Origin of the sequence: Bradyrhizobium sp. AZCC 1719 (assembly GCF_036924525.1) — a bacterium.
Classification (GTDB): Bacteria; Pseudomonadota; Alphaproteobacteria; order Rhizobiales; family Xanthobacteraceae; genus Bradyrhizobium.
The window spans coordinates 417,698-431,637 of sequence record NZ_JAZHRU010000001.1 but is presented as its reverse complement, the minus strand read 5'-3'; the positions used below and the strand labels follow the sequence as shown (position 1 = coordinate 431,637).

Below are 13,940 nucleotides of genomic sequence, written 5' to 3'. Positions count from 1 at the left end.
CGGCGGGCGGTTCAGGAGGGTATCCATGCGATTGATTGCGAACAGCTTTTTGACGACGAGCCTCGTCGTTCTGACGGCGCTTGCCGCCGGTGAGGCGCAGGCCGCCGACATCGCCGCGAGCTCGGCGGTGGATGCCGTCACCGTCTATCCCGACGGCGCCAGCGTGACGCGCCTCGTCACGCTCGATCTGCCGGCCGGCGAGAATTCCGCTGTTCTCAAGGATTTTCCGCTCACGCTCGACCCCACGTCGCTGCGGGTCGAGGGTGAGGCCGGCGCAAAGCTCACGATTGGCGCGATCGACGCCAAGCCGCCGCGCGCGGCACCGCCAGTCAATTTGCCCGAACTCGACAAGCGCATCGAGGCGCTGAAGGACGAGCGGGTCAATTTGCAGGGCGCGATCGATGCGGCGAGAGCGCGGCGCAAGTTCGCCGAGCGATTTGCGGATATCGCGCCGGTCGGGATCGGCGACAAGGGCGAGGCGCGGCCGATATCCGAATGGCGCGCGGCCTTTGCCGCGGTTGGCGAAGAAGTCGCCAGCACCGAGGCCACGATCCGCGATGCCGAACGCAAGCAGCGCGACCTCGACCGCGAAATCGCGCGCCTCGAGCAGGACAAGGCGCAGAAGCCGCCGAACAAGCTGGAGGTGCGGATCGAGCTCGCGGCGGCTGCCGCGACCAAGGCGACGCTGCGGGTGACCTATGCGGTGCGCAGCGCGCGCTGGACGCCGCTCTATGATGCCCGTCTCGATACCGGCGCGAAAGACCGCAAGCCCGCGCTCGAACTGGTGCGCCGCGCCGAAATCACGCAGGCCACCGGAGAGGATTGGTCGAACGTCGCGCTCAGCGTCTCCACCGTGCGCACGGCGCGCGGCGGCAGCGCGCTCGAACTCAATCCGCTGATCGTGCAGTATCCGCAACCGCCGCGGCCTCGGGCGTCCGTCAGCGGTGCGATAGATAACAGGTTCCGCTCGGTGCCAGCGCCTGCCGCGAAGGTGGCGGAATCCCTCGCCGAACGTGCCGACGAACAGCAGGCCACGGCTGATGTCAGCGGCTTCCAGGTGGTGTTCAAAATTCCCGGCCGCGTCAGCCTCGGTGCCAGCGAAGGCGCCAAGAGCCTACGCGTCTCTAGCGTAACGCTCGCGCCTGATCTCGCGGTCCGCGCCGCCCCGGTGAAAGACCCGACCGCGTTCCTCGAGGCGAACTTCAAGCAGAACGAGGACGCGCCGCTATTGCCCGGCCGAGTCTCGATCTACCGCGACGGCGTGTTCGTCGGCCGTGGCCATATGGCCGCCGCGGCCAAGGACGAGACCGTGCGGCTCGGCTTCGGCGCCGACGACAAGATCAAGATCGAACGCGCGGTTCTCAAGCGCAACGAGGGATCGGCCGGCCTGATCGTGACGACGTCGAAGACCGACGAGCGCGCGTTCAAGACCACCGTGCGCAACGGCCATGATTTCCCGATCCGGATCGCGATAGAGGATCAGTTGCCGGTCAGCGAGAACGAGGAAATCCAGGTCGAGATGCTGTCGTCCACGACGCCGCCGACGGCAAGCAACCTCCGCGACAAGCGCGGCGTGCTGGAATGGGCGTTCGAGGCCAAGCCGGGCGAGGTGAGGGATATCAACTTCGCGTGGCGCATACGCTGGCCCAAGGACAAGGGCGTGGTGATGGTGCCTGCGGGGTGAGGCGTTAACCGATCATCTTCTCCGTCATGCCCCGCGAAGGCGGGGCATCCAGTACTCCGCAGCGCCAGAATGTACACACGATAGGCGCCGCGGCGTACTGGATCGCCCGGTCAAGCCGGGCGACGACGGGTAGAGCGGCTGAGACGATAGAATCACTTCGCCTTCAAGAATTCCCCCACCTCCAGCAGCACGAACTCGTTGTCGTCGGCCTTGTTGGGATCGCGGCTCGACGAGAACGGCAGATTGTTGTCGTTGCCGACGATGATATGCGTCTCGTCGACGCGCTCGACGTTCTCGATGGTGAAGAACGGAAAGGTCAGCACGCCGTCATTGAGCGGTTTGCGCGCCTTCTTGTCGGGATCCTTGATCTTCATCAGGTCGATATAGGCGATCTTGCGCACCGGCTTGCCGACATTGGCGTCGGAGAGCTCGATCTTGTAGACGCGCTTGAATTTGGCGAGGTCCGCAAAACAGTTCTCGCCGCGCTGGCCGGCCGGGCAGGCCTTGTCGGCGGTGCCTTCGCCATTGTCGCGTTCGATGATCAGACCCTGCGATCCGTCGATCATGTTGAAATCGCCGATGGCGTGGCCGTTCTGCTCGAACACGTAGTGCCAATAGCGGCCGGTGAATTTTTCGGCCGCGGCGTCGAATTCGAGGATCCGCGCGGCTTCCTTGCCGTCGACCTTCTCAAAGTCCTTCTTCTCGGCATTCCACAGCGGGCCCTCGAGCAGGCCATAGAGGAACTTGCCGTCCTTCGAGCCGGCAAAACCTTCATAGCCCTTGGAGCGGCGGAGGTTGACGGTGGTGTAGCTGGCGCCTGGAGCTGCAGGCGACTGCACCGACCAGTGATCGGGCGAGCGCACCGGCTTGCCGTCGGCGGTCGTTTCGAACACCGCCAGGACCTTGCCGGTCTTGTCGGCCTTCAGCACATAGGGCCCGAACTCGTCGCCGATCCAGAAGGTGTCTCCGATGATCTGAAAACCTTCGGTGTCGAAATCCGCGCCGGTGAGATAGCGCTTGGCGGTGTCCTCATGCAGGATGCGGAACGGCACCTTCTTGTCGGGATCGTGCAGGAAGACGGTTTCCTGTCGCTCGATCTTGCCGCTCGCCCAGTCGATCTTGTGCCGGTTCAGATAGAGCATCGAGTCGGCCGAGTTGTAGCGCGAGCCCATGCCGTTGTCGGTAAGCACCCAGAACGAGCCGTCAGCCATCACCTTGATGCCGGAATGGCCCTGCAGCGGCTGGCCCTTGAACGGCAGCGAAACGCCGGTCGGGCGTTCGTAGGACTTGCCCATCACGGTGCCCGCGGCGTCGACGCGGCGGCCGGTGGTGTATTTGCCTGATGTCTTGAGATCGTCAGGCGCATCAGCGGGCGCATCGATAAAGGTCTGCGCCGGCAGCACGGCGTGGCCCTTCAGCGTGGCGGGAAACTCGCCTTCACCTTGGGCGAAGGCGGCGCCGGCCAGAAACATGGACGCGACGGAGCAGAGCAATGACACGCGCATGGCGGATCTCCTGTTGAATAGCGATGCGGTGTGTCTTGCGCAGCGGCTGTTACAGCCGGCTGACAGTTTTGTGAAAGCCGCGTAACGGCGTTGGATAAGGCTGAGGTCTAGGTGTTACTGCGCTGCAGCCGGCCGCATGGTTTGCGGCAGCAGGAACGGCACGCCGGCGTCAGTATAGTCGATCTTCACATCGACCTCAAAAATCCGGCGGATGGTCTCGGCCGTGATCGCATCGCTGCGGCCGCCATCGACGGCGAGCTTACCCCGATGCAAGAGCACGATGCGGTCGGCGAAGCGCATGGCGAGATTGAGGTCATGCAGCACGGCGATGACGGCCGTGCCGTTCTGCGCGCGCCGCTTTGCGGTTTCCACCAGGTCGATCTGGTGGCGCATGTCGAGGCTCGAGGTCGGCTCGTCCAGCAGCAAGAGGCCCGGCCCATGCTGCGCCTCGCCGCAGGCGAGTTGCACCAGCACGCGGGCGAAATGCGCGCGCTGCTGTTCGCCGCCCGAGAGCGTCGGCAATTGCCGTTGGCTGAAATGCGCCAGATCGACCTCGCCGAGCGCCGCATCGACCAGCCGTTGCGCCGCGGCGCGGCCGGCATCACCCGCACCCATATGAACGATCTCCTCGACCGTGAACGGGAAGGTGACGTTGACATGCTGCGACAGCATCGCGCGGTGGAGAGCGAGAAGGCGCGGCGGATAGCTTTGAATGTCGCGCTGCTTCAGCCTGATCTGGCCGCGCGTCGGGCGCAGATCGCCGGACAGCATTCGCAGCAGCGTCGATTTGCCGGCGCCGTTGGGGCCGACGATCGCGACCATCTCGCCGGGAGCGACGCAAAGATCAATGCCATCGACCAGCGTGGCGCCGCCAACGACCATTGAAGCCGACTGCGCTTCGAGAATGGCGGTCATAGCGAAACCAGCCCGCGCTGGCGGAGCAGCATCGCCAGAAAGAATGGCGCGCCGATCGCAGCCGTCAGGATGCCGATCGGCATTTCCGCGGGCGCGACGATGGTGCGGGCCAGCGTATCGGCGCCCACCAGCAGCACCGCGCCCAGCAGCATGGAAGCGGGTAACAGCAACCGGTGCGCCGGCCCGATCACCAGCCGCAACAGATGTGGCACCACGATGCCGATAAAGCCGACGACGCCGCAGACCGAAACCGCCACACCCGTCATCGCCGACACCAATATGATCGAAATCCGCTTCAGCCGTTCGACGTCGACGCCGCTATGGAACGCCTCGGCCTCGCCGAGCACCAGCACGTCGAGCCCACGCGCAATCGAGAGGCAGGCGATAGCGGCGCACCCCAGCACCGGCGCCAGCGTGGCGAGCTTGGGCCAGGTCGCGCCGCTCAGCGAGCCCAATAGCCAGAACGTGATGTCGCGCAACTGGCGATCGTCGGCGACGAACACGAGGAGCCCGATGCCGGCATTGGCGATGGCGGCAATGGCAATGCCGGCCAGCAGGAAAATCGCGATCGACGTCCGCCCGGAGCGGCTTGCGATCGAATAAAGGATGACGGTGGTCGCGAGCGAACCGGCGAAGGCCGCGATCGGCAGCAACTGATGCTGCATGAAGCGGAAGTTCTGACCGATCTGGCTGTCGGTGAAGACGATCGCAGCCGCCGCCGCCAGCGCGCCGCCGGAGGAAACGCCGACCAGTGCGGGGTCGGCGAGGGGGTTGCGAAACAGCCCCTGCATGATGGCGCCCGATGCCGCGAGCAGCGCGCCGATCATCGCGGCCGCGCCGATCCGTGGAATCCGGATCGACCACAGCACGAGCTGGTCGCGCGCGAGGCTTGGACCGGCCCCAGCGTCACCCCACAGGCCGAGTGCGGCCGGCAGCCGCGCCAGCGGAATTCCGGCAGCGCCTACCGTCAGCGCGATCAGCGCTGCGCCGGCCAGCGCGGCGAACAGGCAGATGAGGGTCAGTGAGGCGGGAGGGCGCAACGCGTATCCGCTGCGGCGCTTGGCGCTACCCTCGGTCAGAACGGTCATTTCCGGCAGTCGGCGTTGAGTGCCGCAGGCTTGAATTTCTCGGCCTGCGGCGCCAGCGCCGGATAGAGCTTGATCGAGAGGTCGCGGGCGGCGGCCGCCGTGCGCGGCCCGAAGCCGAGCAGATAAAGGCCTTCCATCGAGATGAAGGCCTTGTTGGCCGCAACGGGGGTCAGCGCGAAGGCCGGATGAAGATACACCGTCTCCGCGACCACCGAATCCTTGCCGCGCTGGATCGAGAGCACTACGTCGGGCTTCGCCGCGACGATCGCCTCGTCATTGATGATCTTGTAGCCGTCATAGCCGTGAATGGCGTTGACGCCGCCGGCCAGCGCGATGATCTCGTTCGCCGCGGTGTTCTTTCCGGCGGCCATCGCCCGGCCGTTCAACAGCGACATCACGAACATCACGCGCACTGGCTTCGTTACCTTGGCGCGCAGCTCGCGCAGTTGCGCCAGATCGTCCGACACCGCCGCGGTCAGGCATTCGGCCCGCTTGTCCGCGTCCATGGCGTGGCCAACCAGCTTAATCTTGTCGAGCAGGCCTGCTTCCGAGAACGTGTCCGGCACCAGCACCAGCGGCACCTTGGCGGCCTCCAGGACGTCGATGGTTTCCTTCGGCCCGGACCCTTGCGCCGCCAGCACCAGGGAGGGGTTGAGCCCGAGCACGCCCTCGGCCGAAAGCTGGCGCATGTAGCCGACATCGGGTTTCTCGCGCGCCGCGGCCGGATAGAGGCTGGTCGAGTCGACGCCGACGAGACGGTCCTCGAAACCGAGCGCATAGAGAATTTCCGTGATCGCGCCGCCGATCGAGACGATCCGCGCGGGGTCTGCGATCGTGACGTCGCGATTACGGGCATCATGCACCGTAACGCCCGCAGCGAGCGCGACGCCGCCGAGCAGGAAGCAGCCCGCGGCGGCCGACACTGCGAGCGTGCGACAAACTGTCATTTCCGGTTCACCAGGTCGGTCACTTCGTCAGGATCAGCTTGTTCTGCGACGTCAGCCGCAGACGGTAATGCTCCTCGCCATGCGCGATGATGATTTCGCGCTCGGTGGCGAACAGTTCGCGGCTGTCGATCCGGTTGCCGCTGATGGCAAGGGATCTTGCTGCGGGAGCGGGATTGCCGGCTTGCGTCCGGGCGGCTCCGAGCTTGTCTCCTGTTGTCGCGGACATTTTGCGCTTTGGTGCCCCGAAAAATTCAATCGATCTACGCTTGTATAGTTGGGCGGGGCCGCAATCCAACCGCCGCACTTTACAATTGATATAAAGTGCCGAATGCGGTTCTTGACCGCCCGGAAACCGCCACGTAACCAAGCATGATGCGATGCTGGCACAATGCCTGCATCCTGAATGTGGCAGCCAGCAAGCAGCTCGCAAGTTACGCGCAGCGCCCGCCAGCCAAGAACAGATATCGGGGCTGGGGTTGTATGGCTGACGGGGCTAGGATTTCGCGTGCCTTCTTGTTGGGCGCGTCGGTGTTTTCAATTGCATTGCTGGTCGGGGAAGCCGGCAACGCGCAGACGGCGGGTACGCAGGCCGCTACGTCTTCGCCTGAGCAGAAGAAGCAAGCGCGGCGCAAGCCGGCGAAGCCGCAAGCGGACCAGCAGGCCGCTGCGCCTGTAATGAACGCGCGCGCGCAGATTGGGACCGGCCCGGTGCAATCGCTCGATACCCTCACGGTCGTGGCGTCGAAGACCGAGGAGCGCGCCATCGACGCGCTGGCGCCGGTCAGCGTGGTGACGCTCGAGCAGATTCAGGGCCTGCAGCCGAACCGATTGTCCGACATCTTCTACAATGTGCCCGGCGTCTCGTTCCAGGAGCGCGGCGACGATCCCTCGACCGTCATCAACATCCGCGGCCTGCAGGATTTCGGCCGCGTTGCCGTCGTCGTCGATGGTGCGCGGCAGAACTACCAGCGTACCGGCCACAACGCCAACGGCTCGTTCTTCCTCGATCCGGAGCTCGTCGGCGGCGTCGACGTGGTGCGCGGGCCAACTGCCAACATCTACGGCTCCGGCGCGATCGGCGGTGTGGTCTCGTTCCGCACCAAGGACATCGACGACGTCGTGCGTCCGGGCGAGCGCTGGGGCGTCGACATGACCGGCTCTGGCGGTACCAACAGTGCTCGCGGCCTCGGCTCGATCTTCGGTGGCGTGCGCGCGGATCCCAACGTCGACGTCTTCGGCGGCGCGGTCTACCGCACGCAAGGCAACTACAAAGACGGCAACGGCACCGAGATCGGCAACACCGGCAACGAGATCGCGGCCGGCCTGATGAAGCTCACGGTGCGGCCGGCCGACGGCCACGAGATCAAGCTCGGCGGCATTTTCCAGGATTACAAATACAGCATCGGACAGTTCAACCGCGGCCCGACGACGACCGCAACGCCCGCGGCGGCGATTGCCGGCTCCTCCGTCTATGCATCGGACGCCAAGAACTACACGGGCACCATCACCTGGAAGTACTCGAAGCCCGATGATATGTGGTTCGACTGGAACGCAACGGTCTACGGCAATCGGACCGACAACGACCAGATCAAGACCTACAACAACCGCATCACAAGCGGCGGCGGCGTTTGTTCGCTCGCCAATCCTGGCAACAACATTTCGGGCTGCGTGGGCGACAGGCGCGGCTATGTGCTCGATACTCTAGGCATCGACGTCAACAACACCACGCGCTTCAATGTCGGCGACTGGCGCAACGCATTCACGGTCGGGTTCGACGCGTTTCAGGACGATGTGAGAACGAGCGACAGCCGGGGCAATTCGAACATCACCACGCCCAGCGGCCTGCGGACCGTCTCCGGCGGTTTCGCGCAACTGAAGCAGAACTACTCGACCTGGCTCGAAATCATCAGTGCGATCCGGTACGACCGCTATGACCTTCATTCGGCGACGGTGGCGACCGGCGGCGGCGGCGACCGCTTCTCGCCGAAGATCACCATCGGCGTGACGCCGGTGGCGGGTTTTACGCCCTATGTCAGCTATGCCGAAGGCTATCGCGCGCCCGCGATCACGGAAACGCTGATCAACGGCTCCCATGCGAACGGCGGTGCGCCGTTTGGTTTCAACTGCCCGGACGGCAACTTCGGCCTGTTCTGCTTCCTGCCCAATCCCAACCTGCGGCCGGAGGTCGGCAAGAACAAGGAAGCGGGCGTCAACCTGAAATATGACGGCATCTTTGCCGCCAACGACAGTTTCCGCGGCAAGTTCAACATCTTCCGTAACGACGTCAGTGACTACATCGACCTCGTCCCGTTCGGATTTACTGCGATGCCGCCGTTCGGCACGCTCCCCCAGTTCTACCAGTACCAGAACATCGGGCAGGCCCGGATCGAAGGCGTTGAGGCCGAGACGGTGTACGATGCTGGCTCATGGTATGTCGGTGTTGCCGGCCATCTGATCCGCGGCAAGAACGTCGCGACCAATATCGGCCTTTCGACCATCACGCCGCGCAAGATCACCACGACCGGTGGCGTGCGGCTGCTCGATCGCAGGCTGATCCTGGCAGCGCAGTGGTCCTCGTTCGGCGCCAACAACGACGTGCCCGCCAACTATCTGCCCTCGACCGGTTATGAACTGGTCAATCTCTACCTGACCTGGAATGCGACCAAGGACATCGTCTTCTCGGCCTCGATCGACAACCTCCTGAACCAGTACTATCGGCCCTATGCGATTCCGCGCAGTTCGTCCGACAACAGCACGCAGAACGACGTGCTGTGGTCGAGCCCCGGACCGGGTAGGGTCTATAAAGCCGGATTGAAAATTCACTTTGGCGGAGTTTAGTTCGACGGGCTGACAAACCGATCAAGTTGCACCGGGCCGCGCTGATGCTCCAGCGCGGCTTCGGTGCATCCATGTTTCCAACCAACTCAAACGGTACGCCAGGCGCACCCCAGCAACCCAGCAAGGAGATTTCAAATGTTTATCGCGATGAACCGGTTTCAGGTGAAGATTGGCTCTGAAGCGGCTTTCGAGAAGGTGTGGCGCACGCGCGAGTCCTATCTCAGCAACATGGCCGGCTTCGTCGAGTTTCACCTGCTGAAGGGACCCGTCGCCGAGGATCACACGCTGTATTCGTCGCACACGGTCTGGGTCGACAAGGCGGCCTTCGAAGCCTGGACCCGTTCGGAAGAGTTCCGCCGCGCGCATGCCCGCGCAGACAATCAGACCGGCGAAAGCCTCTATCTCGGCCACCCCAAGTTCGAAGGGTTCGAGGTGATCCTGAGCGAGCGCAAATCCAGCGCCGCCGCTTGACGGGGAGGGTGCCATGCTGAGCACGGAGTTTGCCGACCTCAAGGCCTATATGGCGGAGAATCCGGGTGCGGTGATCGAGGACGTCGCGCGGGAGCGCAAGGTCACGCCGCGCGCCGTGCTCGAAGCGCTGCCCGACACGATGGTGCGCATCGGCCCCGGCGACGAATTCGCCGCCGCGATGGCCGACGTCGCGCAATGGGGCGAGGTGACGCTGATCGTCCACACCGACGATGCGATCTTCGAGTTTACCGGCGCCATCCCCGCCGGCGAGATCGGCCGCGGCTACTTCAACCTGATGCAGCCGAAGGGGCTGCACGGCCATCTCCGGCACGAGCGCTGCGGAGCCATCGCTTTTGTCGAGCGGCCCTTCATGGGCAAGTCGTCGGCCTTCATTGCATTCGTCAATGTCGACGGCGGCATCATGTTCAAGGTGTTCGTCGGCCGCGACGAGCAGCGCGCGCTGCGCGGCGACCAGTTGCAGCGCTTTCATGCGTTGGCGGAAAGGATCGCGCCCGCCCGCGCGGCGTAACCGATCCGCATTGTCAGCCCGGGAGACGATCATGCAGCGAACGATGCTGAACGTTATGATCCGTTGGTGCGGCGTTGCCGGTGTGGCTGGAATGCCAGGCGCGGCGCTCGCCGCCACCGACGTTGCGCTGCTGCCGCGCAACCTGTCGCCCTGGAACATGTTCGTGAATGCGGACGTGGTGGTGCAGGCGGTCATGGTGGGCTTGGCCTTCGCCTCGCTGGTGACGTGGACGATCTGGCTGGCCAAGACCATCGAAATCCGCCGCAAGACCGCGACGGCCAAACGGCGCTTGAGCATGCTGGAAACCGATACGGTGTTGGCCAAGGCCGAGCAGGAAACCCGCGGCGGCAACGATGCGGTGGCGCAGATCATTCAGTCCGCCGCACGCGAAGCCAGCCTCTCCGGCGGACATTTCGACGACGGTCTCAAGGAGCGTGTCGCGCTGCGGCTGGAGCGGGTCGAGGCGGCGATGTCCAGGCAAATCGCGCGCGGCACCGGCGTGCTCGCCACCATTGGCGCCACCGCGCCGTTCGTCGGCCTGTTCGGGACGGTCTGGGGCATCATGAATTCGTTCATCGGCATTTCCGAGGCCAAGACCACCAACCTTGCCGTGGTCGCGCCCGGTATTGCGGAGGCGTTGCTCGCAACCGCGCTCGGTCTCGTCGCGGCGATTCCGGCGGTCGTGATCTACAACCATCTCACGCGCACGATCTCAGCCCATCGTGCGCTGCTCGGCGATGCCTCGGCGCTGGTGCTGCTCCTGATCAGCCGCGAGGGCGACCGCGGTGCGTTCCGCCTGGCGCGCGCTGCGGAGTAGGCAATGGGCGCGAAGCTCGGACATGTTGTCGGCGGACGGGCGCGCGGCGGCGACGATCTTGTCGAGAATCACGAGATCAACGTCACGCCGTTCATCGACGTGATGCTGGTGCTGCTGATCATCTTCATGGTTGCCGCGCCACTCGCTACCGTTGATCTCGGCGTCGATCTCCCGGCCAGCGCGGTCGAGCCGTCGCCGCGCCCGGACAAGCCTGTGTTCGTCACCGTGAAGCCGGACCTGTCGGTTGCGGTCGGCGAGGACGTGATCGCGCGCGATGCGCTGACCTCTACGCTCGATAGCGCCACGCAGGGGAAAAAGGACGAGCGTATCTTTCTGCGCGCCGACAAGGCGGTCAGCTATGGCGACCTGATGGAGGTGATGAACCTTCTGCGCAACGCCGGCTATCTCAAGATCGCGCTGGTCGGCCTCGACGGCCGAAGCTAAGGCCATGAACGCGTTCGCGCTCCACGATGTCTCCGACCAGGTCGCCGTCCGGCGCTGGGGCGCATCGGCGTTTGCGATCGTGGCGGCGCATGCCGCGCTGGTCGCCGTTGCGATAAATTGGACCACGCAGCGGCCCACGCCTGGCGTCTCGACGCCGGCGATCATGGTCGACATGGCGCCAGTCTCTTCCGCGCCGCAGCCGACACCGATGGACCTCGCGCCGGGACCGGTGATGCAGCAGGCCGACGCCTCGCCGCCGCCCGAGGCGGCGCAGCAGGAGGTCGTGCCGGAGCAGATTGCGCCGACACCTCCACAGGAGAAACCGGAGGTCGTCGCCCCGCCGGAGCAGAAGGCCGAGCCTACCCCGCCGAAGCCCGAGCCCGCCAAGGTCGAGCCCGAGAAAAAGCCAGCTCCGGTAAAGCCAAAGGTAGTGCGTGCGGAGGCAAAGAAGCCGACGGAGGCTCCGCCCGCGCCGCGCACAACGGCTTCCCCTCGGGCTGAGCGTCAGGCACCGGCTGCGTCGGCGGTCAGCTCTGGCGCGTCAGCGGCGGCCATTGCTTCCTACAACCAACTCGTCCTCGCCCACCTGCGTCGCTTCAAGCAATATCCGCCGGAGGCCAAGGCCGCCGGCAAACAGGGCGTTGGCCGGGTGAATTTCACCCTGAGTCGCAGCGGTCAGGTGATGGCGAGCAAACTGGTCGGATCAACCGGCCATGCGGCGCTCGATGCGGAGAGTCTGGCGACGCTTCGTCGGGCGCAACCATTCCCGCCGTTTCCGCCCGACATGAAGCAGGCTTCGATGAGCTTCACCATGCCGGTGTCGTTTGGGCTTCGCTAGCTACTCCTTCACCGCGCCGGTCAGCGACGACACGTAATAATCCACGAACAGCGAATAAAACAGCGCGACCGGCAGCGAGCCGAGCAGCGAGCCTGCCATCAACGCGCCCCACTGGTAGACGTCACCGGTGACGAGCTCGGTCAGGATCGCGACCGGCACCGTCTTGTTGGCGCCGCTCTGGATGAAGGCGAGCGCGTAGATGAACTCGTTCCACGACAGCGTGAAAGAGAAGATGCCGGCCGAGATCAGGCCGGGCACCGCGAGCGGCAGCGTGATCCGCCGCAGGATTTGCAGCCGTGTGGCGCCATCGACCAGTGCGCATTCCTCGAGCTCATAAGGAATCGACTTGAAATAGCCGATCAATAGCCAGGTGCAGAACGGCACCAGGAAGGTCGGATATACCAGGATCAGCGCCATCGGTGAATCGAACAGGCCAAACTGCACGATCACGGTGGCTAACGGAATGAACAGGATCGAGGGCGGCACCAGATAAGCGAGATAGATACCCAAGCCCACATAGGGGCTGCCGCGGAAGCGCAAGCGCTCGATCGCGTAAGCTGCGAGCGTCGAAGCGAACAGCGACAGGAAGGTGGAGCCGATCGCCACGAACATCGTGGTCTTGAGCCAGGTCGGATAGGCGGTGTCGAACAAGAGATGCTTGATGTGCGCCAGCGTCGGCGAGGAAATCCAGAACGGATTGTGCTGCTTGTAGTTCAGAAGCTCCGCGTTCGGCTTGAACGAGGTGATCGCCATCCAGTAGAACGGGAACAGCAGGATCAGCACGAAGCAGGCCAGCGGCAGATAGATCATCATCACCCGCCGCGCGCGGGAATCCCACGCCATGGTGTCTGGCGTGGCGCTGGCGGCGTTGGTGGATTGTTGGGCAGCTGCGTCAGTCATTGGCTTCTCCCTGCTGCCATTTGCGACGCGCCAGGCCGAAGTAGCTGAACAACGTCGCGAACACGAGGAACGGGATCATCGAGACCGCGATCGCTGCACCCTCGCCAAGCTCGCCGCCGGCGATGCCGCGCTGGAACGCCAGCGTCGCCAGCAGGTGCGTGGAATTGACCGGACCGCCGCGGGTGATGGCATAGACGAGCTGGAAGTCGGTAAAAGTGAAGATGATCGAGAACGTCATCACGATCGCCAGAATCGGCATCATCATCGGCAAGGTGATGTAGCGGAAGCGCTGCCAGGCGGTGGCGCCGTCCAGCATCGCAGCTTCATAGAGCGAGGGTGAGATGGTCTGCAGCCCCGCCAGCAGCGAGATCGCCACGAACGGAATGCCGCGCCAGATGTTGGCTGCGATCAGCGAGAAGCGCGCCGGCCACGGCGTGCCGAGGAAGTCGATGTTGGTCGAGCGGATATGCAGCACGTCGACCAAGAGATAGGAGATGATCGAGAACTGCGGATCGTAGATCCACCAGAACGCCAGCGCCGACAGCACCGTCGGCACGATCCACGGCAACAGCACGATGGCGCGCAACAGGCTCTTGAGCGGGAAGTGGTTGTTGAGCAGGAGCGCCAACCAGAAGCCGAGCGCGAATTTCCCGAAGGTCGCGATCGCCGTGTAGAACACACTGTAGAACACCGCGCCCCACCACAAGGGATCGGTCCACAGATACTGGAAATTCTCCAGGCCAATGAAGATGCCGCGCTGGCCGATCGTGGTGTCGGTGAAGGCGAGCCAGACGCCGAGGCCGAGCGGGTAGGTGAGGAACACCGTCAACAGCCCGATCGCCGGCGCAAGGCACATCACGATCAGGAACGGCTTGTAGTCGAACAGGCGCGCGATCCAGCCCGGTTGCCGGAGCGCCACGCCGCGCGATGGGAGAGTAGTTACAGACATTGAATGCGTCCACCG

At 64.4% G+C, this 13,940-nt stretch carries 14 protein-coding genes; 7 read left to right on the top strand and 7 right to left on the bottom strand.

The genetic code is table 11. From position 1 onward, the window contains the following. The first annotated feature begins 25 nt into the window (after nt 1–25). Complete coding sequence (locus V1292_RS02115) at nt 26–1,684, top strand: mucoidy inhibitor MuiA family protein (protein WP_334370098.1); 1,659 nt, start codon at nt 26–28, stop codon at nt 1,682–1,684. A 152-nt stretch (nt 1,685–1,836) separates the two neighbouring features. Here V1292_RS02115 and V1292_RS02110 read toward each other — a convergent pair whose 3' ends face one another. The 5 genes from V1292_RS02110 to V1292_RS02090 form a co-directional block, all read right to left on the bottom strand. Then, nucleotides 1,837–3,189 (bottom strand): esterase-like activity of phytase family protein, encoded by a 1,353-nt coding sequence (locus tag V1292_RS02110; protein ID WP_334370097.1) that lies wholly within the window; start codon nt 3,187–3,189, stop codon nt 1,837–1,839. 114 nt (nt 3,190–3,303) lie between these two features. Next, nucleotides 3,304–4,104, bottom strand: coding sequence for a heme ABC transporter ATP-binding protein (locus V1292_RS02105; RefSeq protein ID WP_334370096.1), 801 nt, complete (start codon nt 4,102–4,104; stop codon nt 3,304–3,306). Then, nucleotides 4,101–5,192 carry a FecCD family ABC transporter permease gene (locus V1292_RS02100; protein WP_334370095.1) on the bottom strand — a complete coding sequence of 364 codons (1,092 nt, stop codon included), beginning with the start codon at nt 5,190–5,192 and terminating at the stop codon, nt 4,101–4,103. The genes V1292_RS02105 and V1292_RS02100 overlap by 4 nt, the downstream gene beginning before the upstream one ends. Further along, nucleotides 5,189–6,139: a heme/hemin ABC transporter substrate-binding protein gene (locus V1292_RS02095; RefSeq protein ID WP_334370094.1), complete on the bottom strand. Its 951-nt coding sequence runs from the start codon at nt 6,137–6,139 to the stop codon at nt 5,189–5,191. The genes V1292_RS02100 and V1292_RS02095 overlap by 4 nt, the downstream gene beginning before the upstream one ends. A gap of 19 nt (nt 6,140–6,158) precedes the next feature. Further along, the gene (locus V1292_RS02090) at nt 6,159–6,365 is read right to left on the bottom strand and encodes a hemin uptake protein HemP (RefSeq protein WP_334370093.1); all 207 of its coding nucleotides are present in this window, start codon (nt 6,363–6,365) and stop codon (nt 6,159–6,161) included. Between the two features lie 254 nt (nt 6,366–6,619). On the opposite strand from V1292_RS02090, the gene V1292_RS02085 reads away from it, so the two are divergent. From V1292_RS02085 to V1292_RS02060, 6 genes are all read left to right on the top strand, one after another. Then, nucleotides 6,620–8,977, top strand: a complete 2,358-nt coding sequence (locus tag V1292_RS02085; protein WP_334370092.1) for a TonB-dependent hemoglobin/transferrin/lactoferrin family receptor — start codon at nt 6,620–6,622, stop codon at nt 8,975–8,977. Nucleotides 8,978–9,112: 135 nt separating this feature from the next. Then, a complete protein-coding gene (locus tag V1292_RS02080; protein ID WP_334370091.1) occupies nt 9,113–9,448 on the top strand; it encodes an antibiotic biosynthesis monooxygenase family protein in 336 nt (111 codons plus the stop codon). Nucleotides 9,449–9,461: 13 nt separating this feature from the next. Further along, on the top strand, nt 9,462–9,977 hold the full coding sequence (gene hutX / locus V1292_RS02075; protein WP_334370090.1) for a heme utilization cystosolic carrier protein HutX: 516 nt from the start codon (nt 9,462–9,464) through the stop codon (nt 9,975–9,977). 55 nt (nt 9,978–10,032) lie between these two features. Next, a complete protein-coding gene (gene exbB / locus V1292_RS02070) occupies nt 10,033–10,794 on the top strand; it encodes a tonB-system energizer ExbB (RefSeq protein ID WP_442895591.1) in 762 nt (253 codons plus the stop codon). Nucleotides 10,795–10,797: 3 nt separating this feature from the next. Next, nucleotides 10,798–11,238 carry a TonB system transport protein ExbD gene (gene exbD / locus V1292_RS02065; protein ID WP_334370089.1) on the top strand — a complete coding sequence of 147 codons (441 nt, stop codon included), beginning with the start codon at nt 10,798–10,800 and terminating at the stop codon, nt 11,236–11,238. A gap of 4 nt (nt 11,239–11,242) precedes the next feature. After that, the gene (locus V1292_RS02060) at nt 11,243–12,076 is read left to right on the top strand and encodes an energy transducer TonB (RefSeq protein ID WP_334370088.1); all 834 of its coding nucleotides are present in this window, start codon (nt 11,243–11,245) and stop codon (nt 12,074–12,076) included. Here the strand turns inward: V1292_RS02060 and V1292_RS02055 are convergent, their stop codons facing one another. Both V1292_RS02055 and V1292_RS02050 read right to left on the bottom strand, forming a co-directional pair. Beyond that, nucleotides 12,077–12,976, bottom strand: a complete 900-nt coding sequence (locus V1292_RS02055) for a carbohydrate ABC transporter permease (RefSeq protein ID WP_334370087.1) — start codon at nt 12,974–12,976, stop codon at nt 12,077–12,079. After that, nucleotides 12,969–13,925: a carbohydrate ABC transporter permease gene (locus V1292_RS02050; protein WP_334370086.1), complete on the bottom strand. Its 957-nt coding sequence runs from the start codon at nt 13,923–13,925 to the stop codon at nt 12,969–12,971. Before V1292_RS02050 ends, V1292_RS02055 begins: the two co-directional genes overlap by 8 nt. Nucleotides 13,926–13,940 lie beyond the last annotated feature (15 nt).